This is a genomic window from Actinomadura sp. NPDC000600, assembly GCF_040492135.1.
In the GTDB taxonomy this organism is placed as follows: Bacteria; Actinomycetota; Actinomycetes; order Streptosporangiales; family Streptosporangiaceae; genus Spirillospora.
Genome location: NZ_JBEUPD010000007.1, coordinates 1 through 22408 on the forward strand (window position 1 = coordinate 1; position 22408 = coordinate 22408).

General features: G+C 72.6%; 19 protein-coding genes. 6 read left to right on the forward strand and 13 right to left on the reverse strand.

The annotated features are described in order from the left end of the window. The 4 genes from ABWI07_RS12340 to rocD form a co-directional block, all read right to left on the reverse strand. A partial coding sequence (locus ABWI07_RS12340) for an MFS transporter (RefSeq protein ID WP_353818575.1) occupies positions 1-338 on the reverse strand: 338 nt, incomplete at its 3' end. Beyond that, positions 338-982, reverse strand: coding sequence for a PadR family transcriptional regulator (locus ABWI07_RS12345; protein WP_149260831.1), 645 nt, complete (start codon positions 980-982; stop codon positions 338-340). The genes ABWI07_RS12340 and ABWI07_RS12345, both read right to left, overlap by 1 nt. Before the next feature lie 98 nt (positions 983-1080). Next, entirely contained in the window at positions 1081-2049 is a 969-nt protein-coding gene (locus ABWI07_RS12350) for an LCP family protein (protein ID WP_353818577.1), read from the reverse strand. 181 nt (positions 2050-2230) lie between these two features. Then, on the reverse strand, positions 2231-3397 hold the full coding sequence (rocD, locus tag ABWI07_RS12355; RefSeq protein WP_200842053.1) for an ornithine--oxo-acid transaminase: 1167 nt from the start codon (positions 3395-3397) through the stop codon (positions 2231-2233). Positions 3398-3604: 207 nt separating this feature from the next. Between rocD and ABWI07_RS12360 the strand changes: the two genes are divergently transcribed. The 4 genes from ABWI07_RS12360 to ABWI07_RS12375 all read left to right on the forward strand — a co-directional run bounded on the left by ABWI07_RS12360 (position 3605) and on the right by ABWI07_RS12375 (position 8279). Next, positions 3605-4060 carry an Lrp/AsnC family transcriptional regulator gene (locus tag ABWI07_RS12360; RefSeq protein ID WP_149260828.1) on the forward strand — a complete coding sequence of 152 codons (456 nt, stop codon included), beginning with the start codon at positions 3605-3607 and terminating at the stop codon, positions 4058-4060. A gap of 96 nt (positions 4061-4156) precedes the next feature. Next, complete coding sequence (gene rraA, locus ABWI07_RS12365) at positions 4157-4639, forward strand: ribonuclease E activity regulator RraA (RefSeq protein WP_353818578.1); 483 nt, start codon at positions 4157-4159, stop codon at positions 4637-4639. Positions 4640-4823: 184 nt separating this feature from the next. Further along, positions 4824-6890, forward strand: coding sequence for a M6 family metalloprotease domain-containing protein (locus ABWI07_RS12370; RefSeq protein ID WP_235036974.1), 2067 nt, complete (start codon positions 4824-4826; stop codon positions 6888-6890). Positions 6891-7100: 210 nt separating this feature from the next. Next, positions 7101-8279, forward strand: coding sequence for a hypothetical protein (locus tag ABWI07_RS12375; RefSeq protein ID WP_353818579.1), 1179 nt, complete (start codon positions 7101-7103; stop codon positions 8277-8279). A 49-nt stretch (positions 8280-8328) separates the two neighbouring features. Here the strand turns inward: ABWI07_RS12375 and ABWI07_RS12380 are convergent, their stop codons facing one another. The 6 genes from ABWI07_RS12380 to ABWI07_RS12405 all read right to left on the reverse strand — a co-directional run bounded on the left by ABWI07_RS12380 (position 8329) and on the right by ABWI07_RS12405 (position 17985). Further along, positions 8329-9543 (reverse strand): Cmx/CmrA family chloramphenicol efflux MFS transporter, encoded by a 1215-nt coding sequence (locus ABWI07_RS12380; protein ID WP_353818580.1) that lies wholly within the window; start codon positions 9541-9543, stop codon positions 8329-8331. A gap of 73 nt (positions 9544-9616) precedes the next feature. After that, positions 9617-10192 carry a TetR/AcrR family transcriptional regulator gene (locus tag ABWI07_RS12385; protein WP_149260824.1) on the reverse strand — a complete coding sequence of 192 codons (576 nt, stop codon included), beginning with the start codon at positions 10190-10192 and terminating at the stop codon, positions 9617-9619. A gap of 39 nt (positions 10193-10231) precedes the next feature. Continuing rightward, entirely contained in the window at positions 10232-14962 is a 4731-nt protein-coding gene (locus ABWI07_RS12390) for an SAV_2336 N-terminal domain-related protein (RefSeq protein WP_353818581.1), read from the reverse strand. Between the two features lie 16 nt (positions 14963-14978). Further along, positions 14979-15971: an AAA family ATPase gene (locus ABWI07_RS12395; protein ID WP_353818582.1), complete on the reverse strand. Its 993-nt coding sequence runs from the start codon at positions 15969-15971 to the stop codon at positions 14979-14981. Continuing rightward, a complete protein-coding gene (locus ABWI07_RS12400; protein ID WP_149260822.1) occupies positions 15972-17642 on the reverse strand; it encodes a VMAP-C domain-containing protein in 1671 nt (556 codons plus the stop codon). It abuts the gene before it with no gap. 7 nt (positions 17643-17649) lie between these two features. Further along, positions 17650-17985 (reverse strand): CU044_2847 family protein, encoded by a 336-nt coding sequence (locus ABWI07_RS12405; RefSeq protein ID WP_149260821.1) that lies wholly within the window; start codon positions 17983-17985, stop codon positions 17650-17652. 84 nt (positions 17986-18069) lie between these two features. Between ABWI07_RS12405 and ABWI07_RS12410 the strand changes: the two genes are divergently transcribed. Further along, positions 18070-18420, forward strand: a complete 351-nt coding sequence (locus ABWI07_RS12410) for an MmcQ/YjbR family DNA-binding protein (RefSeq protein ID WP_353818583.1) — start codon at positions 18070-18072, stop codon at positions 18418-18420. Here ABWI07_RS12410 and ABWI07_RS12415 read toward each other — a convergent pair. Next, on the reverse strand, positions 18408-19232 hold the full coding sequence (locus tag ABWI07_RS12415) for an IclR family transcriptional regulator (RefSeq protein ID WP_353818584.1): 825 nt from the start codon (positions 19230-19232) through the stop codon (positions 18408-18410). The genes ABWI07_RS12410 and ABWI07_RS12415 overlap by 13 nt on opposite strands. A gap of 185 nt (positions 19233-19417) precedes the next feature. On the opposite strand from ABWI07_RS12415, the gene ABWI07_RS12420 reads away from it, so the two are divergent. After that, complete coding sequence (locus ABWI07_RS12420) at positions 19418-20020, forward strand: hypothetical protein (protein WP_149260818.1); 603 nt, start codon at positions 19418-19420, stop codon at positions 20018-20020. Between the two features lie 12 nt (positions 20021-20032). Here the strand turns inward: ABWI07_RS12420 and ABWI07_RS12425 are convergent, their stop codons facing one another. Together ABWI07_RS12425 and ABWI07_RS12430 are read right to left on the reverse strand one after the other, a co-directional pair. Further along, positions 20033-20770, reverse strand: a complete 738-nt coding sequence (locus ABWI07_RS12425) for a translation initiation factor IF-2 (protein ID WP_149260817.1) — start codon at positions 20768-20770, stop codon at positions 20033-20035. A gap of 80 nt (positions 20771-20850) precedes the next feature. After that, positions 20851-22287 carry a hypothetical protein gene (locus tag ABWI07_RS12430; RefSeq protein ID WP_149260816.1) on the reverse strand — a complete coding sequence of 479 codons (1437 nt, stop codon included), beginning with the start codon at positions 22285-22287 and terminating at the stop codon, positions 20851-20853. Positions 22288-22408 lie beyond the last annotated feature (121 nt).

Consider the following 22408-nt stretch of genomic DNA (forward strand, 5'->3'; position numbering starts at 1 on the left):
GCGGCGCCGAGCCCCTGCACGGCGCGGGCCGCGATCAGCTGCGCCGGGTCCTGGGAGATCCCGCACGCCAGGCTGGACAGCGTGAACAGCGCGACGCCGGCGATGAACAGGTTCTTCTTGCCCCACAGGTCGCCGAGGCGGCCGGCGGTGATGAGCAGCACCGCCAGCACCAGGATGTAGGCGTTGACCACCCACAGCACCTGGTCCAGCGAGGCGTCGAGCTTGTCGATCATGCTCGGGATCGCGATGTTCACGATCGTCAGGTCGAGCAGTGTCATGAAGAATCCGAGGGAGAGCGTGAGCAGGATCGCCCAGGGATTGCCGCTCCATCTCTTCATCAGGCCCCCATTTCGTCGGTGCGCCTTGGTTCGTCGGCGCGTCGTGGTCGGGGCCGCGGGTGGCAGATGGCCCGCGGCTCGGTGTCGTCGAAGGTGAGCCGTCCGGTCTCCAGGTCGTCGACGAGCCCGCGCACGTAGTCGAGCTCGCAGCGCACGCGCGCGATCTGCCATTCCTGGTCGATCAGCTTGTAGCGCTCGATGCCCCGCTTGAGGAGCGACTCGTGCGCGGCCTGGTGCCCCGCCAGCGCCGCCTCCAGGAGGACGGTCCGCTTGCCCAGGAGCCGGGCGACCTCGCCCTCGGGCAGCAGGTTGATGAACGCCAGCGCGGTGCCGAAGAGCGGGAACTCCTCGGCCGGACGGACGAGCAGCTCGGCCAGCCGGAACTGCGCGGCGTCCCGCCCCGCGCTGGTCACCGCGTAGACGGTGCGCTCGGGGCGGCGGCCCTCCCGGCTGGTCTCCAGCGGCTCGATCAGCCCGGCCGCCGCGAGCCGCTCCACCGAGTGGTAGAGCGACCCGTGCGTGATCTTGACGGCCTGGTCGTAGGCGTGGTCGCGGATGCGCTGCTGCATCTCGTACGGGTGCATGGGCCCGTCGCACAGCATGCGCAGCACGGTGAGCGCGAGCGGCGTGAGGGGTCGTGACATGCCGGCAGCCTTATGGTCGATCTCGATTAGTCCACATAGACTAATCCAGTCAGACGACTTTCGTCATCTTCCTTTTGAATCCGGCATATCCGGCCAGGTCAGCGCACGGCGTCCACGGTGTTGGCGACGCCGTTGCGGGACACGTAGTCGCCGACCCGGTCCTCCCGGACGGCGGTGAACAGCTTGCCGACGCCATCCTCGTCCAGCAGTACGACACTCTGCCGGTCCCGCTCGGCCATCTGCGCGACCGGGGCCGTCAGATACTCCACGAGCGAGGTCTTCAGCAGCCGGTGCGCCAGCCCGCGCAGCGTGCCGGAGGTGACGGAGTCGTCCACGGTCACCGAGCGGGTCGCGGCCCGCACGAACCGGTCGATCCTGATCGGGTTGCGGGTGTCCAGGGCCCTGGCGGCGAGCGCGTGCAGGAACGCCTGCTGCCGCTTGATCCGGTCGAGGTCGCCGGCGGGCAGGTTCCACCGCTGCCGGACGAAGTCGAGCGCCTCGGCGCCGTTCAGGTGGTGCCGCCCCGCCTGCCAGGTCCGGTCGTGCATGGGGTCGTGGGTCGTCTTGGTGACGGTGACGTCCACGCCGCCGAGGGCGTCGGTCATCTTCACGAACCCGCCGAAGTCCAGCGCGGCGTAGTGGTCGACGCGGACCCGGGTGAGCTGCTCCACCGTCCGGATCAGCAGCGAGGGCCCGCCGTGGGCGAACGCCGCGTTGATCTTGGTGAGGCCGTGCCCGGGGACGGGCACCCAGGCGTCCCGGGGGATCGAGATCAGCGACACCCGGTCGCCGCGCCCGGACAGGTGCACCAGCATGATCGTGTCGGCGCGGGCGCCCATCGAGGGGATGTCCGCGCGCCGGTCGGACCCGATCAGCAGCCAGTTCTCGCCGCGCCCGGACGGGGACGGGCGGCCCCCGGCGGTCGGCAGCGCGCCCGAGACCCGCTTGATCTCGCCGTCGTAGAAGCGCTGCAGGAAGTACAGGCCGCCCGCGAGCAGCAGCAGGAGGCCCGCCGCCAGCCCCCCGCACCCCATGATCACCCGGCGTCGACTCCTGTTCCGCAGCATCCCCCCACCCTCGCCGCGGAACGCGGCGGAGGCGGTCGCGCCGGGCGGGCGCTGCCCGAGCCTTGGCGGAGACCCGGGTTTGCGTTGACGAAAAGTCGCCGGAAGTGAGCAAGGAACGCCGCCGGGCGCCGTTGACCGGCGGCGTTCCAGACCTGTCGCCGGCCGCGCGCCGGCCGTTCGGTCAGCCCTTGAGGGCGATCTCCAGCTGGTCGAGGGCCCAGTCGAGCTCGTCGCGCTCGATGACCAGCGGCGGGGCGAGGCGCAGTGTGGTCTCGTGGGTCTCCTTGGCCAGGACGCCGAGCTCCATCAGCCGCTCGCTGACCGGGCGGGCCCTGCCGTTCAGCTCCACGCCCGCCCACAGGCCGCGGCCCCGCACCTCGCGGACGAGGTCGCCGGGCAGCCGCCCGAGCCGGTCGTGCATGTGGGCGCCCAGCGTCCGCGAGCGCTCCTGGTACTCGCCGGTCCTCAGCATCGCGATGACCTCGCGGCCGATCGCGCAGGCGAGCGGGTTGCCGCCGAACGTCGAGCCGTGCTGGCCCGGCTTGAACACGCCGAGGACGTCCCGGTCGGCGACGACCGCCGACACCGGCATGATGCCGCCGCCGAGGGCCTTGCCGAGGATGTAGACGTCGGGCACGACGTCCTCGTGCTCGACCGCGAACGTGGCGCCGGTGCGGCCGAGGCCCGACTGGATCTCGTCGGCGATCATCAGCGTGCCGTTCGCCGTGCACAGCTCGCGCACCGCGCGCAGGAACCCGCTCGGCGGGACGTTCACGCCGGCCTCGCCCTGGATCGGCTCGATCAGCACGCCGACCGTGTCGCCGTCCATCGCGGCCTTGAGCGCCTCGACGTCCCCGTACGGCACGGTCCGGAAGCCCGGCGTGTAGGGGCCGTAGGAGTCGTGGGCGTCGGGGTCGGTCGAGAAGCTGATGATCGTGGTCGTGCGGCCGTGGAAGTTGCCCTCGAAGGCGATGATGTTCGCCTGCCCGGCCGGGACGCCCTTGACCTCGTAGCCCCACTTGCGGGCCGTCTTCAGCGCGGTCTCGACGGCCTCGGCGCCGCTGTTCATCGGCAGGACCATGTCCTTGCCGCACAGCTCGGCGAGCTCGGCGGCGAACGGGCCGAACTGGTCGTGGTCGAACGCGCGGCTCACCAGCGTGACGCGGTCGAGCTGCCGCCGCGCGGCCTCGGTCAGCCGCGGGTTGCGGTGCCCGAAGTTGACGGCCGAGTAGGCGGCGAGCATGTCGAGGTAGCGGCGGCCCTCGACGTCGGTCAGCCAGACGCCGTCGGCCTCGGAGACCACGATGGGAAGGGGGTGGTAGTTGTGCGCGCTGTGGTCCTCGGACATCGCTCGCAGCTGGTCGGTCGGCGTCACGACGCTCCTTCGCGGCTCGGCCCGGCCGGTCGGGCCGGGGCATGGCTGGGACACCGGGCACGATGCCGGTGCCGAGGGGGAGGAGGCCGGGCGGATCAGGTGGCCGCCGGTCCGTACCCAGCGTATGTTCGGAAATGAATTCCGACCAATGACGAAAACCGACTTAGGGGGTGTTATTTGTTGCGTCTTGACGAGCTGGACCGGCGAATCGTTGCGCGGTTGCTGGAGGACGGGCGGGCCTCGTACGCGCAGATCGGCGACAGGGTCGGGCTGTCGGCGCCCGCGGTGAAGCGCCGCGTCGACCGGCTCCGCGCGGACGGAGTGATCAACGGCTTCGCCGCGGTGGTCGACCCGGCCGCGCTCGGCTGGACGACCGAGGCGTTCATCGAGATCTTCTGCACCGGGGCGACGTCCCCGGAGGAGATCTACTCCAGCGTCCGCGGCCATCCGGAGGTCGTCGCGGCGTACACGATCAGCGGCGACGCCAGCGCGCTCGTGCACGTGCGGGCCCGCGACATCCAGCACCTGGAGCAGGCCCTCGAACGGCTGCGCCGGGAGGACAACATCACCGCCACCAAGACGTCGATCGTGCTGTCCCGGCTGATCGGCCGCCCGACCGACGCGCCTTCGGCCTGAGCCGGCGCCGCCTGAGCCGGCGCCGCCTGAGCCGTCACCGCCGTCACCGCCGGGCCGTCGCGGCCGGAGGCTGTTACCAGCCAGTAGGCTGCCGCCATGGACTTCGCGACCGCTGACCTCATCGACGACTTCGGGGAAGAGCTGCGCAGCTGCGAGACGCAGTTCCGGCAGTACGGCAGGCGGCGGGCGTTCGCCGGCCCGGTCGCGACCGTGCGCTGCCACCGCGACAACGGCCTGGTGAAGAGGCTGCTCAACACCCCGGGCGAGGGCCGGGTCCTGGTCGTGGACGGCGCGGGCTCGCTGGCGTCCGCGCTGATGGGGGACATGATCGCCGCGGCGGCGGTGGCGAACGGCTGGGCCGGGGTCGTGATCAACGGCGCGGTGCGGGACGTGGCGGCGCTGCGCGAGCTGGACCTCGGCGCGAAGGCCCTCGGATCGAACCCGCGCAAGAGCGCCAAGGACGGCGCGGGCGAGACGGAGGTCCCGGTGACGTTCGGCGGCGTCGAGTTCCGTCCGGGCGACTGGCTCTACAGCGACGAGGACGGCATCGTCGTCGCGGAGCGCGAACTCCCGTTCTGAGGAGTCCCGGCCCGCGCCCCGAGAGGCCCCGACCCGCGCTCCGAGAAGCCCGAACCCCTCATGCGACCTGGCGGCATGGCGTGAGCTGCCAGGGTTTCGGCGCAAGATCGTGCAAGTCGGCCCTAGCCCGGCGCGGGCGTCCGTCCTTACCGTCTCTCCGCAACCCACCCGAGGTAGGGGAGACATGCGCGCCAAGAAGACACTGCTGGTGCCCGTGGCGGCGATGGGGCTCGTCGTGGGACTCGCGGCCGTGCCGGCCGCCGCGCAGCCGGGACCCTCGATCCCGAAACCGACCGCGAACCCCTGGCAGATGCGGCACTGGCCGCAGACGCAGCCATGGCAGCGGGCCGAGCCGTCCGCCCGGACGTTCGCGGCGGGCGCCCCGCGCCCGATCGACCCCCAGAACTACGAGCTTCCCGACACGATGACCTGGGACGACTACACCTCGATCCCCGGCACGTCGTGGTCGGACCCGGCCCGCAAGGGGTCGGTGAAGAACTTCAACGTCGCGATCGTCCTCACCGACTACCCGAACCAGCCGTTCGAGGTCACCCAGCCGAAGAACTCGTCGGTGTTCGGCAACCCGGTGAAGGTCGGCGACGTCCCGCGCGAGCAGGTCGCGAAGTTCTACCAGGACTTCCTCAACAAGCCGCAGGATCTGAACCACGGCCACACCCTCCACGAGTACTGGATGGAGGACTCCGGCGGCCGGTTCGGGGTGAACCTCACCGGCTTCGGCGCCTACAAGATGCCCGCCAAGGACCACGAGTACGGCGTGGACGGCATGCAGGGCGGGACGGGATGTCCGACCGGCGACACCTGCGGACGCGACCTGCGCAAGGACGCGCGGGACGCGTGGGTCGCCGACATCGGCGAGGAGGCGGCGAACAAGTTCGACTTCGTCTTCTTCCTCAGCGCCGGGCAGGACGAGTCGTCCACGTGGCAGGAGTTCGGCGAGATGAAGTTCGGCACCAAGGAGCAGGTGCCGAACGAGTGGGGGCCGGGCGACCCGAGCCTGCCGAACTGGGTGAAGACCCGTTACATCCCCTGGACGTCCTGGCAGGCCGGCTCGACGATCTGGCCGAACGCCATCCCGGGCGTCTCCTCGACGCAGGCCGAGAGCTCCGGCATGTCGGTGTACGCGCACGAGTTCAGCCACATCCTCGGCATCGGCGACAACTACAACAACCCCTACGGCGAGCCGCCGCGCCGCTCCTACAGCGGCCCGTGGGACATGCTCAGCCGCGGCACGTTCAACGGGCCGGGCGGCCCGCACAGCCGGTGGACGATCCCCGCGACGGGCGGCGGGTCCATGGGCGCGCAGCACATGCTCCGCAACAAGCTGAAGCTCGGCATGGTGAACTCCGACAACGTGCTCCAGCTCGGCCGGGACGAGCTCGCCGCGTCCGGCATGGTCGTGGCCAATGTGACCGCTCGGACGGTCGACCCGGGCAAGGGCGGCCTCACCGGCATCAACGTCAAGCTCGGCGCGGGCGGCGACAAGAGCCCGAAGTGCGACACCGGGACCGACCCGCTGTGCGACGGCGGCGGTTACGACAACTACACCCTCGAAGTCGTCGACCGGATGGGCACGGACTCCTTCACGCCCGACTCCGGCGTCCTGCTGGCGAAGACGAAGGACCAGGACCGCGCCCCCTTCATCTGGGTCGAGGACGCCAACCCGCAGGACATCGACAAGGTGGACTTCGTCCTGCCGGACGGCACGCCGAAGAAGATGACGATCGGCGACTACCGGCAGCTCTCCGACGCGCTCTACCACGCGGGGACGGACTCGGGCAGCGAGTACGAGTACGTCGACCAGGCGAACCGGCTGCACTTCTACGTCCTGAACCTCAGGCGCGACCGCAGGGGCGTCCTGTCCTACACGGTCGCGGTCAGTTCGCTGGACGGCGCCGGGCCGCAGCGGCGCGGCGTGCGGGTCGACTCCGGCCCCGGTCAGCGGACCGCCGCGGGCTGGACGAAGTGCACGATGACCCTCACCAACACGGGCCGGGGCGGCGACGGGCGCCACGGCTCCGACGTGTTCCGCCTGAAGGCCGCCGTGTCCGGTGACGGCTGGACGACGGCGCTGCCGAACGCGCTCGCCACCGCCCCGGCGCAGGGCCGCACGAAGGTGGAGGTCTGGGCGAAGCCCGAGCCGGGCGCCGACCGCCACGCGCTGCTCCGGCTGACGGGGACCTCGGAGAGCGACCCGTCGAAGTCCGACTCGGGGACGTGCGCCCTGCACTGACCCGAACCCGGACGGGACGGTCTCCCGAGGTGGAGGCCGTCCCGTCCGGGATGTCCGGGATGTCCGGGATGAAGCGGCCGGAGTAACGGACAGCGTAACCAGACTTGCCCTTCCCTAGATCATCTATGGGTCGTCCGCCGCGATCGACAGGGTAGGCGACCGAATGTGATGATCTCGCGACGCTTTGTGACAGCAGTCCGATGGCCCGGAGTGGCGGTCCTCGGGGCGGGCGTCCTCGCGGCCGGCGCTCCGGCCGCCGCTCCGGGCGTCGGGCACGCGGCGGACGCCAGGGCCCTGGCCGCCCCCATGAATCCGCGCGACTTCGACCTGCGTTCCGGCGACGACCTGAGCGGGCCGGTCCGGGCGCTCGGCGGCAGGCTCCGCAGGGCCGGCGTCAGCGCGCTGCTCCGCTCGTCCGGCCACGACAGGCTGGGAAGCGGCTGCGGCGAGGCGGCCGGGGTCCCGGCCGGATCCCTCGTCTACTGCTTCGACAAGGCGGACAGCAACACGCGCAGTTGGGTCCCGCAGGGCGTCACGTCCGTCTCTGACGCGACGGCGGGCGAGCGGTGGGCGGGCGGCGTCAGGCCGATCCTGGTGTCCTGGCACAACGGCGGCCGGGTCAGGGTCACGTTCGTGGACCCCGAACGGCGCGCGTACCGGCACGCCCTGCTCGTCGAGCCCGTGATGGAGGAAGGGCGGCCCACCTACACCGACGTCGGCATCCACGCGGGCGGCATCGCCTGGTACGGCGACAACCTGTACGTCGCCGACACCCGGCACGGGCTGCGCGTGTTCGACATGCGGCAGATCTTCGACCTGGCCGGGAACGGCGCGGGGTCGACCGACCATGCCGACCGGATCGGGCTGTACGGCGGCAAGTACTACGCCCACGGGTTCCGGTACGTGATGGCGCAGACGGGCAGCTGGGAGTTCGCCCGAGGCAAGGTCGGCGCCACCTGCAGGGGGTCTGGCCCGCTGCGCATGTCGTGGGCCGCGATCGACCGCACCACCTCGCCGCACGTCCTCATCGCCGGCGAGTACTGCCGTCCCGCCTGGGCGCAGGGACGGGTGGTGACCTGGCCGCTGCGGGCGCTGGCCGGCAGGGGGACCGTGCGCCCCGAGGGCGGCGCGAGCCTTCCGGTCGACCGCGTCCAGGGCGCGGTCAGGGCGCACGGGCAGTGGTGGTTCACCCAGAGCCACGGCGAGAAGCCGGGCCGGCTCTTCTCGACCCGCTACACCGACGGGGGCTGGGCCCCGGTCCGGGCCCGGACGATCTCCCCGGGCCCGGAGGACCTGTCCTGCTACCGGGGCCGCCACCGCGTCTTCACGCTCGCCGAGCACCCGGGCCGCCGCGCCCTGTGGGCCTTCCACGCGGCCGCCTGCTCCTGACCGCGGTGCGGGAGGGGGCGGGGCGGGAGCGTTCGCACCGCCCCACTTCTCACGCGCCGACCCGCGCCTCGGCCGGTTCGGCTTCCGCTGGGGGCTTCCGCCCGAGGGCCCGTGCGCCGCCCACCGCGTTGATCAACGAGCCGAGCGCCACGGAGCCGATCGCCGCTGTGCCCAGCGCCGCCCCGATCCAGGCCGTGGACGTGTAGCCCTTCCCCGCGTCGATCGCGAGCCCGCCGAGCCAGGGGCCCGCCGTGATGCCGATGTTGAACGCGATGACGTTCCCCGCCGCGACCAGCGTCGACGCCCCGTCCACCAGCCCGAACGCCCGGGAGTTGAGCGTCGGGTTCGTCCCGAACCCGACGAAGCCCAGGAGGAACACCAGGAACACCACGGGCAGGGGCGACCGCGCCGCGAGGGCGAGCAGCACGGACACGACGGTCAGCCCGGCGAACCCCGCGTACAGCGTCTGGACGCCCCACCTGTCGGCCGTCCGCCCGCCGACCGTGATCCCGATGAGCGCGCCGACGCCGTAGAGCGCGAGCACGCCCGGCACCCACGCCTCCGCGATCCCCGTCGTCTCCGTCAGGAACGCGCCGAGGTAGCCGAAGGTGGCGAGGAGCCCGCTCGTGGCCAGGGCCGTCGTCCCGTACAGCAGCCAGAGGCGGGGCACGGCCATCGCGCGCACCTCGTCCCGCACCCGCGGCGGTGCGGCGTCCGCCCGCGCGGCGGGGATCGTCGCGGCCACCCCCGCCATCGCGGCCGCCGACATCGCCGCGACCGCCCAGAACGCCGCCCGCCAGCCGAGATGCTGCCCGACCACCGTCCCGGCGGGCAGTCCCACGATCGCCGCGACCGTGAGGCCGCCGGCGACGACGCCCATCGCCTTCCCGCGCGCGTCCCGCGGCACGAGGTCCACGGCGGTCGCCGCCGCCACCGCCCAGAACCCCGCGTAGACGAACGCGCCGACGAGCCGCATCGCGAACAGCGTCCAGTAGCCGGGCGTGAGCGCGCTGACCGCGTGCGTCAGCGCGAACACCGCGAGGAACGCCAGCATCGCCCGGCGGCGCGGCCAGCGCAGCGTCAGGAGGGCGAGCACCGGCGCACCCGCCAGCATCCCGATCGCGAACGCCGAGATCAGCAGCCCGGCGGCCGGCACGGACACGCCGAGGTCGTGCGCCATGCCGGGCAGCAGGCCCGCGAGCATGAGCTCTGAGGTCCCCTGCGCGAAGATCGCCAGCCCCAGCACGTAGACGGCCAGTGGCATCGGTGTCCTCCTGTATTGGATAGATCAGTACAAAACAAGGGCGTGAAAAAGGGCGGCGCACCGGCCGCCCGGGTCAGAGGGAGAGCATCGCGGTGTCCGCGATCGACTTCAGGGTTGCGCGGTCGGCGCCGCCGCGCGCCGCCACCTGGATGCCGCTGATGGTGGAGATCATGAAGTGCGCGAGCGCGCCCGCGTCCTTGGCGGCGTCGATCTCGCCGGTGCGCATGCCCTCCTCGATCGCCGCCTTCAGGGTGGCGAACCGCAGCCGCCGGTCCCGTTCGAGCCGCCCGGCGATGTCGGGATCGTGCGGGCCGAGCTCCACCGTCGCGTTCACCACCAGGCATCCGGACGGGTCGTCGTCGTCCGGGAGGGCGGCCCAGTCCAGGACGGTCCGGAGGCGCTCGCGCACCGTCCCCTCGCCGTCCCGCAGATGCTCGACGAGCCGGGTGGTGCGCACCTCCATGTAGTGGGTCAGGGCCTTGACGAACAGGTCGCGCTTGCTGGCGAACGTGTTGTAGATGCTGCTGCGCCCGAGCCCGGTCGCCGCGCACAGCTCCTGCGTCGACGTCGCCTCGTACCCGGCCGCCCAGAAGGCCCGCATGGCCGACTCCACGGCCCGCCCCTCATCGAACTTCCTCGGCCGCGCCATAACGCCACCGTAACACGTTATGGACAGCTCGATCCAATATCATCGTACGGGGTTGTCGAGCCGGAGGAGGCGCTGCCGCCCGGGATGCGCCAGGAGCCCGTCGCCCATCCGCATGGCTCCCCGCAGCGAGGAGGGCACGTCCCAGAGCCTCGCCTCGTGGCCGCCGGTGAAACTGGTCAGCAGGACGGGAGAGCCGAGTTCCCGGAGGAGGGCGACCACGGGGTCGAGCGGCTCCTCGGGGCTGACGTCATGCCGCGCCAGGACGAAGTGGACGCGGTGCTCGCCCATCCCGCTCAGGTCTCGGAGGGCCGTCGCGATCGGGTCTTTCCCGCCCGGGCGCGGACGGTGCGCCACGAGCATGTAGACCTGGGGACCCCTGCCGGTCAAGGGAGTCTTGGCGGTGCCCACGGCCTCGCTCACCCAGACGCCGAACTTATCCAGCGACGCGGTGTACCGCACGCCCGCCCGCCCCCGCGCCTCCGCGTCCGCCAAGTCGCTCGGGCTCATGTACGTGTCCAGGACGTAGACGAGCCGCTCGTCCTCGGTGCCGATCGACGCGAGATCCTCGGCCATCCTGTGCACCAGGGGCGACTTCCCGGTGTCGCTCGGACCGCTGATGAGCAGGTGACGGTCGGCGCCGAAGTCCAGGAGCACCGGTTCGCCCGTCTCCGGATCCCTCCCGAGCCGCACGCTCCGACTCCCCGTGGCCGACGCGGACGGCGGTGAGGAGGCCGGGGGCTGAGCACGCGCCGTGGACGCGCGTTCTGACGCGGCCCGCGCGTCGAAGGCGTGGACCCACCGGAAGCGTTCGGCGAACTCGGGGATGGTCTGGAGATACTCCTCGAACCGCTCCGGCTCGCCACAAAGGGCGACCAGGGGGCCGTCACGCTCTTGCCGCATCATTGAGATCAGGCTGTGGATCATGTCCGGACTCAGGTAGCCGGTCTCGGGATCCTGATCCGGCGCGTCCCAGACGAGGAACACGGTGCTCCGCACCGACCGGAGGAGACGCGTGACATCGGCGGCCGGGTCAGCGTCAGGGTGTGGCCGGGTGTAGGAAACCGTGAGAAGGCTGGAGTCCCCGCGCGGCAGCAGCCCGAGGTCGGCCAGCACCTCTCCGTACAGGCTCGCTGTCAGGTTCATCTCCGGCCTGAACGGGCCGGGGAATATCAGGTGTCGGATCGGGCGGGGATCGCCGGAACGCGTGGACTCGGTAACGGCCGAGAGGATCTCCCGCAGCGCCGACTTCACCGTGGTGGCGTCGACGGGTTCGCCTCCGCTCCTTCGGCCGTTCTCGAGTTCCTCGTCCAGGCCGGCGAGCAGGCGGTCGATCTCCTCCAGGCCGATGCCCTCCGGCGCGGTGCCCGTCGAAGAACCCCGCGGCACTTCGCGCGTTCGGCGGACGAAGTCGTCGATGACGTCCCGGGGAGGCTCCGGCGCCAGGGTGAAGCGCTGCGGGGCGCCGCCGCCGGCGAGGAGGTAGGCCGTCGGCTCGTCGGCCGGGAACTCCAGGCTCGCCTGCCCGAGGACGTACTGGAGCTGGTCGGGCGGCAGGCGGTTCGCGGCGATGCGCCAGCCGAGGAGGGGCAGGAAGCGGCCCCAGATCGTGGTGTTCTCGACGGTGGACGAGGTGAGCAGCAGCTGGACGTCGAGCGCTCTGCCGCGTTGCGCCAGCGAGAGGAGTGTCTCACCGATCTCGGGCCTGCTGAGCGGGAACGTGAGCGACACGTCGGCGACCACCACCAGGCGCGGCCGTGCTTCGGGCGGCGCCTCGGGCGGCGGGACGGCGGGCCGCTCGCCCGGCTGGTAGTCCTCGAAGAAGTTCCACCAGACCCGGTCGACCGAATGAGGGTCCTGGCGGAACCGCTCGTACAGTTCGTCCACCGACCACGGGTCGGTGGCGCGAATCGAGTCCCGCGGCACGTTCTGCGGCGGTGGCGCGGACCGCGCTTCGAGTTCGCCGGACAGGAAGTCGAAGAACCGCCGGAGTCTGTTCGGAGAGCCCAGCAGCTCTTCCTCGGAGTAGCGGACGTGCGGTAGGTCGATGGGCTCGCCGAGCGGATGCTCACCCAGCCCTGCGAAGACGAACTGCAGGTCCGCCGGAGAGTGTCCTGAGGCGAGGGCGAGGGTGATGGCGCGGACGATCCTCTGGCGGGCCGCGGGACTGCCGACGATCAGGCCGTGCGGGATGCCCGACGAACGGTCGAGCGGATAGAGGCTGAGGAGATGGCCGCTCGGCCGGTAGCCGATCGCCGGGCTGCGGGGCGTGTCGGCGGACATCGCCCATGTCTCCCGCAGAATCCCGTCCGATCCGCCGCCGTTGAGGCTCAGCACGTCGAACTCGCGGGAAAGCATCCCAGGGGGAACGGCATCAGCGGGCACTTCGGGCAGGAAGACGTCCCCATCGGACGACGGCTCCGGTTCCCCCAGGTCCAGTTCCAGTTGCGCCGGCCGTGGTTCCTCCGGCCAGGGGAGTTCGCGGGCGCGTCGTCCTTGGCGATCCATCTTCTCTATGAGCCGGTGGGCGGCGTCGCTGTAGATGTGCGCGGGCTGGAACGCTGGGTGGGTCCGGTCCGCGAAGACGTGGAGGAAGGCGACTCCTTCGCCGGGGACCCCGATGTTCCAGCCGAGGTGGTCGCGGAGGGGGCTCGGCAGGGGCGCGTCTTTCGATGTGCAGAAGACGAACCTCATCCCCAGCGGTGCTCCCGTCTCACAGAGCCAGGCGAGCGGCTCGATCAGGTCCGGGCGCGCATCCAGCAACGGGCCGGTGTCGTCGATGACGACGACCAGGGCGGGGAGGGGCGCATGGTCGGCGCCCTCGGCGATCGCCGTCTGGTACTCGTCCCACGTGGAGAATCCGGCGTTCTCCAGTGCCCGGGTGCGGCGGATCCTCTCGTCTTCGAGTGCGGGCACCTGCATGCTGATCAGCGGGGAATCGTGGGTATGGGCGAAGGCGTAGTAGGCGACGTGAGGAAGGCCGGCCAGACCGGTGAAGCCCCCGCTTCCGTGGAAGCCCACGAAGACGAGGTTGACGATGTCCGGGGAGTGGGTGAGGGCCAGGCTGAACAGGGTCGTCCGCACCAGCTCGGCGCGGTCGTGCGGCGGGGCGATGATCAAGCCGTGCGGGAGTTCCGGATTGGTGCGGAGGACGTCCAGCGTCACCGGGCCGCCGCTGTCCTCCCCGATGGGTATCTCGCGGGGGGCCTCGCCCCACTCGTCGAGAAGCTCCTCGGCCGGGGTGTCGAAGAGGTCCAGCAGGTCCAGGGCCTGGGGCACCTCGGGTGGCGGCGGCCCGGGGGTGAGGTGGGAGCGGGCTTCCGGGGTGACGAGGGCGAAGTGGTCGGTGTCGGCGGTGAGGACGACCGGGCCGCCGTCCTCCGGCAGGAGGGCGCGGAACGTCTCGGCGGACGTTCCGGCGCGGCGCTCGATCTCGGCGGAGACGGCTTCGAGGACGTGCCGGGTGTGCAGGGCCTCCGGGCGCGGGAGGGTGTCGAGGAGGGCCTCGCGGGCGCCGGGGACGAACTCGTAGCGCACCCCGCCGGCCGGGCGGAGCAGGCCGCTCAGCAGCACCTCGGCGAGCCGGCCGGGGCCCGAGCCGCCGAGGATCCGGTGCTGGATCAGGCGCATCACCGGCAGGGACGGGACGGAGACGGCGACGTGGGCCGCCAGTTCGGCGGCGTCCGGTGAGGCGGTGGCGAGGAAGCGGCGGACGCGCTCGGCGATCGGCAGTTCCTGCTCGCGCCGCACCGGGGCCGTGCCGGACGGCCGGGCCGGCAGCATCGCGACGGCGGCCGGCTGCGGGTCGGCGCCGGAGACCAGCCGGGCCCACGTGCCGAACCAGCGGGGCGCGATCTCCAGGACGGGGACCGGGACGCCCGCCCCGGCGGCGCCGTCGTAGGGGGTGAAGCGCAGGCCGGTGTTCGGGGCGCCGGGACGGGGAAGGGCCGCCAGGCCGGGGGAGGGCGGGGCGGCGGTGCGGCGCCAGAGGCGTTCGGCGAGCGGCTGGACGATCGCGGTCGGCCCGGCCTGCGCCCAGCGCCGCACGGCCTGGACGGCGCGTCCGTTCCACCAGTGCGGGCCCGAGCAGTCGCTGAGGACGAGCACGGCGCGCCGTCCGGAGGCGTCCAGGAGCGTCCTCGGGTCCTGCGGCGGCGCCTCGGGGGTGGAGGAGACGCGGCCCGTCCCGTCGAGGTGGCTGAGGTGGACGTCCTGGAACGCGCCCTGGCGGAGCAGGGTCTCGGCCAGCTCGCGAGCGAGGGGGCGCCAGAGCCGCATGGTGGGACCGGTGTCGATGACGAGGTCGAGGCCGAGCCAGCGCTCGGGCGACGGGACGAGGACGGGCGTCCACAGGCGGGTGTCGGCGACGCGCGCGGCGGTCGCCTCCTCGTCCAGTTCGACGCGGTGCCGGGACGGGACGCGCCGCTTCAACGGGCGCAGCGCCCGCTGGACGCCGAGCGGATCGGCCAGCATCGGCGCGGTCGGGACGAGCACCTCCGACGCCCGCCCCACCGGTTCCGCTTCGGCGGCGGGGCGCGGGTGGAGCCCGGTCAGCGGCTCGGACGGGCGAGGCGGCGCGGGCTCGGGCGGCTTGGGCGGAGAGGGGGCGTCCACGGGCCCGTCCGCGACCGGCGGGGTGGCCGGAGAGACGGCAGGGCCTTGCTCCTCGGTGGGGGAGATGTGGCAGGCGAGCCACAGCATCTCGCTCAGTTCGCGGGCGTCCGGCGGCGGCCCGATCGCCGACAGGACGTCGCGGAGCCGGTTGATCGTCATCGGCTACCGGTCCCGGCTACTCGTCGTCATCGCCGGGCCCGGTCAGGTAGGGCATGATGCGGTCGGCCAGGGCGAGGCGGTCCTCGGCGTCGGCGTGGCGGCACAGGTAGACGGCGTTGAGGAGCTGGTCGGTCGCCAGCGTGCCCGACGCCGAGCGCTGGAAGAAGCGGCGGACGAGGTCGTCGCTCTCGGCGGCGAGCGACCCGAGGTGCTCCTGGACGATCGCCGCCAGCTCGCCCTTGTCCGCCGGCTGCCGCAGCTTCACGGTCACGCAGCGCCGCAGGAAGGCGGGCGGGAACTCGCGCTCGCCGTTGCTGGTCATCACGACCAGCGGGAACGCGCGGCAGCGGACGGTCCCGGCGGTGACGGTGACCCGGGCGCCCGGCCCGTCGGCGGTCATGACCTCGGCGTCCGGCTCGGCCCGGCGGGTCAGCTCGGGCAGCTCGTACTCGCCCTTCTCGAAGATGGTGAGCAGGTCGTTGGGCAGGTCGATGTCGCTCTTGTCGATCTCGTCGACCAGCAGGACGCGGGGCCGCCGGTAGGGGAGCAGCGCGGTGCCCAGCGGGCCGAGGCGGATGAAGCGGCCGATGTCCTCCTCGTCCGGCGCGCCGTGCCGTCCGCCCTCGCCCTGCCGTCCCGCCGCGTACAGGCGGGTGAGGGGGTCGTACTGGTAGAGGCCGTCGCGGAGGGTGGTCCGGCTGGTGATGGGCCAGTGCAGGACGGGCCCGAGCCCCAGTTCGTGGGCGACGGCGTAGGCCAGCGTCGACTTTCCGGTGCCGGGCGGCCCGGTCACCAGCAGCGGGCGGCGCAGGTACAGGGCGGCGTTGACCTGCTGCACGGCATCACCGGACGGACGGTACGTCGTCGCGTGGTGCTCGTTCCCGGACCCGCCGGGAGGGGGCTCCAGGACGGGCGCTCCGTCGAACGCGCGCCACGGCGGCGGCGGAGGCAGCCGGTCGATGCCGTCGTGCGTGCGTCGGCTCCCGGTGTAGAGCAGCCAGTCGGGCACCTATACCTCCATCGCGAGCGGGGGGTCGGGAAGCCGGGACGGATCGTCCCACAGCAGTGTCAGGTCGCGCCCGCAGTGCGGGATGCCCTTGGGGGCGACGAGCGCGGCCTTGCGCAGCGCGAGGGCCAGTTGCGGCAGGTCGCCCGGATGCTTCTCGCCGACCGCCGTGGTCAGTTCGTCGAGGACGCGGTGGCCCGGGCAGTCCTCATGGGTCGGCGCGTCGCACCGGGTGCGCGTCCACAGCATGACGGGGATGCCGTTGTTCAGCGCGGCCGTCAGCCAGCCCTTCACCGGGCGCGACCCGTACACGAGGACGCAGAAGTCGATGTTCGCCTCCAGCCAGTTCTGGAAGTCGCTGCCCTTGCGCGGCGCGTCGCACGCGATCGGGCGCGGATCGCTGCGGCCGCGCTGGTTCAGCAGCCGCCAGCGGTGGTGCGCCTGGTCGCGGCGGAACGACCCGGGCTGGAGCCGCTCCACGTCCCGCACCACCACCGGGTACACCCGCATGGGGATCCTGTTGCGCGGGTCGACGTACCACTGCTCGAACGGCTTGCCGAGCCAGCCCTCCGGCACCGCGAACTCGATCATCCATTCGCGGCCGAACAGCGCGGGCGCGAGCGCGGCCACCCCCGCCTCCACCACCGGCCGCACCCGCTTCTCCGGCACGCGCTCGGTCGGCCGTCCCGGCCCCTCGGCGCCGTCGATCCAGGTGTGCACGGTCACGTCGAAGGCGTTGTCGAAGGTGGCCCGCTCCAGCCGGACGATCACCGACGCGGGGCCCGAGCGGGGCGCGGCGGGCGCGGCGCCGGGCAGGTGCCGCGCGGACCACGCGGCGAGCCGCTGCCGGGCGGACTCGGGCAGGTGCGGTCCGAGCGACGCGACGTACCGGACGAGCCGGTCCTCCGCCCAGCCCTCGGCCACGTAGCGCACCGAGCCCCACGCCGACCGGAAGCCGCCGAGCGCCCGCCGACCGGTGATCCTTTCGAGGTCGGCGGCGAGCGGGTCGGTGTAGCGCACGCCGTCCAGGAGTTCCCGCAGCTCGCGGCGGGCGTCGGGGGTGAGCCACCGCAGCGGCAGCAGGTCGTCCAGCTCTTCCCAGTAGGTACGGATGTGCGAGACGGGCAGCATCCAGCCGAGGTCGGCCCGGTCGCCGTCCCGCAGTTCGGCGTTCGTCACCATGCCGATGACCTCGCCCGACACGGGGTCGTACACGGCGGACCCGCTGTAGCCCTCCTCCAGCCAGTCGCCCGGCCCGGTCTTCAGCTCCCACCACTCGCGCCGCATCCCGCGATGCGGGAACGTGGTCACGGACGCGTGGCGCTCGTTCTGGTCGCGGCGGCGCGGGAAGCCGCACACCCCGAACGTCCGGCCGCCGAGGCCCGTGTCGTGCAGGGCGTCCGGGGCGGCCAGCGTCGCCGGGGTCAGCGCGACGGGCTCGCGCAGTTCGAGGACGGCGACGTCGCCGGGGTCGCCCGCCCGGCGCCAGTCGCCGCGCCGCACGACCTCGGCGGGCAGGTCCTCCAGCAGGCCGGGGAATCCGACGCGGGCCTCCTCCAGGCCGTGGACGGTGTGGGCGCAGGTCAGCAGCCGGGTCGAGGTGACGAGGAACGCCGCGCCCAGCTTGCCGCCGGACGGGGGGCCGACCCAGGCGCGCCACTGCCAGTCGTCCACGATGCGGCTACGCCTCCTCCGCGGCGCGCGGCTGCTGCCCCCACGTCATCTTGACCTTCAGGTGGCCCTCGACGGTCGTCTTCGCGATGACGGCCCCGGCCGCCGCGTTGAGCTTGACGCCGAACTCCAACTCGACCCCGTCGGGGTTCAGGTCGCCTCCGCGCAGCGACGCGAGCGCCGCCTGCGCCGCCTCGCGGACGTGCTGGAACGCGTCCTCGAACTTGCCCGCCGCGTCGTGGATCAGGTCGCCGGTGCGGGACACCGACTGGAACCCCGGCTCCCGGTCGTCGGTCTCCACGACGATGGTCCCGTTCTCGGTCTGCCAGCGCACCAGTTCGTTCACCCGGCAAATCTAACAAGATCATGCCTTGTGGGGTGCTTTGCTGGGAGGACCGCGCCCCGAGCGCCGCGGCCACAGGAGGACAGGATGATCACCGTCGAGCAGGTGCGGGCGCTGGCGATGACGCTGCCCCGCACGTCCGAGCACCTGATCAGGGACCGGGTGAAGTTCCGGGTCGGCTCCATCGTCTATATCGCCTTCTCGCGGGACGAGACCGTCATGGGCTTCGCGTTCCCCAAGGAGGAGCGGCTCGCGCTCGTCGAATCCGAGCTGGACAAGTTTCACCTTCCGAGCGAGTCCGACATGCGTTTCAACTGGGTCCACGCGTGGACGGCCGCGCTCGACGAGGCCGAGATGGAGGAACTGGTCATCGACGCGTGGCGGATGGTCGTCCCGAAGAAGGTCGCCGCCGCCCGTCTCGGCCTTCAGGACGGCTGACGCCCCTCCGGCGGCCGGGGCGGTTCGAGCAGCGTCTCGGCGCCGCGGGTGATGTCCTCCGCCGCGACCCGCAGGAGCCGCGCCATGCTCCGGGTGGACAGCCTGCCGGTGCGCCCGGTCACGCCGAGACAGCCGATCAGCGCGCCGCCGGGGTCGCGCACCCCCGTGGCGACGCAGCTGAAGCCGAGATGGATCTGCTCGTGCTCGACCGCGACCGCGGTGTCGCGCACCTCCTTGAGCTCGTCCAGGAACCGCGGCCAGGACGTGGTGCCGCGCGGGGTCTGCGGCGCCGGCGGCCGGCCGTGCAGGCCGTCCAGCAGGTCGGGCCGCTCGGCGAGCAGCACGCGTCCCAGCGCGGACCCCTGCAGCGCGGGGCTGCGGGGATCGTTCGGCCATTCACCCCGCCGGACGTCGGGAGCCCGGTTGGCGCCGAAGGCCATGGCCATGAACGAGATCGAGCCGTCGCTGATCCGGCAGACCCACGCGATCTCCCCGGTGCGGGCGAACAGGTCCTGCACGTGCGGGGTGGCGGCGGTGAGCAGGCCCTGCTGGAGGGCCGCGCGGCTCCCGAGGTCCAGCAGATGCGGCCCGAGCCGGTAGCGCCCGTCGGGACCCCGCTCCAGCATCCGCCGCGCCACCAGGTCCGCGGCGATGCGGCGCACGGTGGGCTTGGGGATGCCGACCTCGCGCGTCAGGTCGGCCAGCCCCACCGGCTCGCCGCGAGCGGCGACCGCGTCGAGCACGGCGACGACGCGCCCGGTCACCGTGCGGTCGTCCCTGTTCTCCTCGCCCTCCATGCCTTCCATGGTCATACCCGGTCGGACTGAAAGCCACTGGCGGGTCACTCAGTGACACGTTGCTATGGCGTCCGGAAACGGACTCGGCGACCGTGACGGCGGCGGCACCACGCCGGCGGGGCCCGCGCCACGGGGGCCGGGGTCCGAGCCGCGCTGCCACCGCCGCACCGGAGTCCCGACCGCACCGGGGGAACCATCACATGACCCAGCCCTACCGCCCGGCGGCCCACCGCCCCAACGTCCTATTTTTACTGTTCGGCCTGATCCTGATCGTCGTCGGCGTCGCGGCGATGGTCCTCGGGTTCCTCTACGCGGTCCAGGCGCTGCTCGGCGCCGGCCCCGACCTGCGCTCCGAACTCGGTTCCTTCGGGCCGGGCGACGCCGGCCGGGAGCTGGAACCGTCGGTCAACGGCGTCACCGTCGCCCTCGTCGGGACCATCGTGCTGACGATCGGCCGCTACCTGTGGCGGGGCGCCCGCCGCCGCGGCGCCCGCGACCGGATCGGCCGACTTCTGATCATCGTCGGGTACCTCATCGTCGGCGCCGCGATGGTGGTCTTCACCCGCTTCGTGGTGTCCGCGCTGGACGCCGGCGACCCCGCGGAGGGGGAGAAGATCATCTTCAGGGGGCTGTTCGTGTGCGCGGCGCTGTCCGTCCCGGGCCTCCTCCTGGGCGTGCCCGGCATGCGGATGGCGAAGGAGCGCCCGCTGATGAGCGCCGAGATCGAGGTGAACCGCCCCGGGCCCCCGCCGCCCCCGCCTCCACCGCCGCCGCCTCCTCCTCCGCGGCCCTTCATCCGCTGACCCGCGCGCCGGTCAGTGGGGCGGCGGCATCGGGTGGACGGCGTTGCCCGCTCCGCAGCCGCCCTCGCCGGCCATCCGCTGCATGCGGGGCGGCGTCCACACGCTGTTGCGGCCCGGCGCGACGCGGGCCAGGACGCAGTCGAACAGGTCCGACCCGTAGGGCTTCGCGACGAGGGCCACGCCGACCACGTCGCCCTCGGTCCGGAACTCGCGCCGGACCGCCGGGTCGAGCCGCAGCGACGCGACCGCCGCGCGGACCTTCGCCTCGTCCGCCCTGCCCCCTTCCGGGACGCGGGGCAGCGCCTTCCGCAGCCGCTCGGACGGGATCTGCGGTGTCTTCGGCCACGGTTTGAACGTCAGCGGGCCGTTGGCCGGGCACGCCACATCGCGGGTTCCGTAGTGCTGCCATTCGGTGGTGGTGGAGAACCGCAGCTCGAAGCACCGCTGCACGGTGACCGTCGAGGTCGGGAACCAGCCGCCGTCCGGGGCCGTCCCGGACGTGCGGAGCACGAGCCGCACGCCGTCTCCCGCGGTCGAGGCGCCGGTCACCCGCATGACCTCCACGCCGTCGAGGTCCGCGGCGCGGTGCGCCATGTCCTGCGCGGGCCGCACCCGGGCGTCGTAGATCCTGTCCCCGGCCCGCTCGGCGGCCTTCCGCGCGGCGTCGGCGGCCACGTCCTCGGGACTGCTCCCCAGCTGCCCGCACCCGGCGGCGAGCAGGACGACCAGCGGAATCACAAAGCGGCGCATGCCCCCGATCCTCCCGACCGCCGCGCCCCGCCGGCATCCGCTCTCGTACTCATTCCTGCCGCGACGTCCGGGCCCCGAGGTCAGGCGTCTGCGGGCTGGACCTCGGGGGGCGCCTCGATCGGCTCGGGCTCCGGCGCGGCCGGGGCGGGACGGCGGCGGCCCCATGCCAGCGCGGCGGCGAAACACGCGAACGGCAGGGCGGGCAGCATGTAGCGGTAGTCGAAGTCGACCGTGATCGGGGGGATCGCCAGGAGGGCGACACCGGACGTCCAGAACAGGGCCGTCCGGGCGCGCGACCGCCGCCACACGATCCCCGCCGCGCCCGCGAGCAGGATCGCGCCGAGCACCGTCCCCGGCACGCTCACATGCTTCTGGTAGCCGCGCAGCACTCCGGCGTACGGCTCGACGACGTGCGTGCGGCCCGTTCCGTGGGAGTACTCGTACACGACCGACCGCCGGTCACCGCCGCCGTAGACGGGCAGCCCGGGCTTGCGCGCCGTGGGGCGCGTGGGGAAGTGGTACCTGGCCTCGGTCCCGACGGTCGGGTACCGCGACCGGTGCCACGAGAACGTCCGGACGAAGAAGTCGTAGGAGGCGACGCGCAGGTAGTCGAGCGGCTGGTTCTTGATCGCCCACAGCGCGAACCGCTGCGCCCGCGCGTTCGTCTCCGCGTCGAACGCCTTCCCGTTGGACCAGCCGGTCGGCGAGTTGTCCTCCCAGATCTGGTGGGACGAGGCGGACCGGTCGCCCTTCGCGCCGTACGGGCACAGGCTCGCCAGATCCGGGGGCGGGGCGAACGCGTCGCAGTCGGCGAACGCGGCGGTCCGTCCCCACAGGAAGATGCCGTCCACACCGGTCATCTGGAACCGGCCGTGCTCCCGCTGGAACCACGTCGCGTACGCCCCGACGGGCAGCGCGAACGTCACGGCGAGCGCCACGTACACCGGCCACCGCGTCCGCCTGACCAGCAGGTAGAGGAGGGCGATCAGGAACAGTGGCACCCCCACGGTCCGCGTGACGGCCGCCACGCCGAGCAGCGCGCCCACCAGCGCGGCCCGCCGCCACCCGGCGGCCCCCGGCTTCGCCAGCAGCAGCATCGCCCCGAACACCAGAACGGTGAACAGGGTGTCGGACAGCAGGAGGTGCTCAAGCGTGAGCTGGTAGGAGTCGAGCAGGACCGGCGTGACGGCCAGCGCCGCCCACGTCCGCCGCACGTCGAAGTCGCGGACGAGCATCCGGTACCCGAGCACCGCCAGCCCGAGCACCGCCGCGTGCTGCAACGCCGTCACCAGCGCCAGGCTGTGGAACGGCTTCAGCGCCCAGAGGAAGAGCCCGTAGCCGGACGGCCTGAGCGGATGCGGGAACGGGTCGTCCGCGATCCGGACATAGTCGTAGCTGTCGTTGAACCACAGCACGCCCCGGAAACCCACCATGGCGAGCACGCGCAGCACGACGCCCGCGAGCAGCACCGCGCAGAGCAGCCAGTTGCGGCGAACGGCCGAAGGGGAGAACGACACCGGGAACCTAACTGTGGGACCTGCGGGCGGACAGAATCCTGCGCCGATCCGGGACCGGCGGCGTCACGCCGGGGCGGGCCACCTGGCTGCGCCTCTCACAGCCACCTGGCTACGTCACTCA

Bases quoted from the DNA above. Each gene is read 5' to 3' on its own strand.
- ABWI07_RS12345 (WP_149260831.1), bottom strand. From the start codon at position 982: ATGTCACGACCCCTCACGCCGCTCGCGCTCACCGTGCTGCGCATGCTG.
- ABWI07_RS12350 (WP_353818577.1), bottom strand. From the start codon at position 2,049: ATGCTGCGGAACAGGAGTCGACGCCGGGTGATCATGGGGTGCGGGGGG.
- rocD (WP_200842053.1), bottom strand. From the start codon at position 3,397: ATGTCCGAGGACCACAGCGCGCACAACTACCACCCCCTTCCCATCGTG.
- rraA (WP_353818578.1), top strand. From the start codon at position 4,157: ATGGACTTCGCGACCGCTGACCTCATCGACGACTTCGGGGAAGAGCTG.
- ABWI07_RS12370 (WP_235036974.1), top strand. From the start codon at position 4,824: ATGCGCGCCAAGAAGACACTGCTGGTGCCCGTGGCGGCGATGGGGCTC.
- ABWI07_RS12380 (WP_353818580.1), bottom strand. From the start codon at position 9,543: ATGCCACTGGCCGTCTACGTGCTGGGGCTGGCGATCTTCGCGCAGGGG.
- ABWI07_RS12385 (WP_149260824.1), bottom strand. From the start codon at position 10,192: ATGGCGCGGCCGAGGAAGTTCGATGAGGGGCGGGCCGTGGAGTCGGCC.
- ABWI07_RS12390 (WP_353818581.1), bottom strand. From the start codon at position 14,962: ATGACGATCAACCGGCTCCGCGACGTCCTGTCGGCGATCGGGCCGCCG.
- ABWI07_RS12410 (WP_353818583.1), top strand. From the start codon at position 18,070: ATGATCACCGTCGAGCAGGTGCGGGCGCTGGCGATGACGCTGCCCCGC.
- ABWI07_RS12415 (WP_353818584.1), bottom strand. From the start codon at position 19,232: ATGACCATGGAAGGCATGGAGGGCGAGGAGAACAGGGACGACCGCACG.
- ABWI07_RS12420 (WP_149260818.1), top strand. From the start codon at position 19,418: ATGACCCAGCCCTACCGCCCGGCGGCCCACCGCCCCAACGTCCTATTT.
- ABWI07_RS12425 (WP_149260817.1), bottom strand. From the start codon at position 20,770: ATGCGCCGCTTTGTGATTCCGCTGGTCGTCCTGCTCGCCGCCGGGTGC.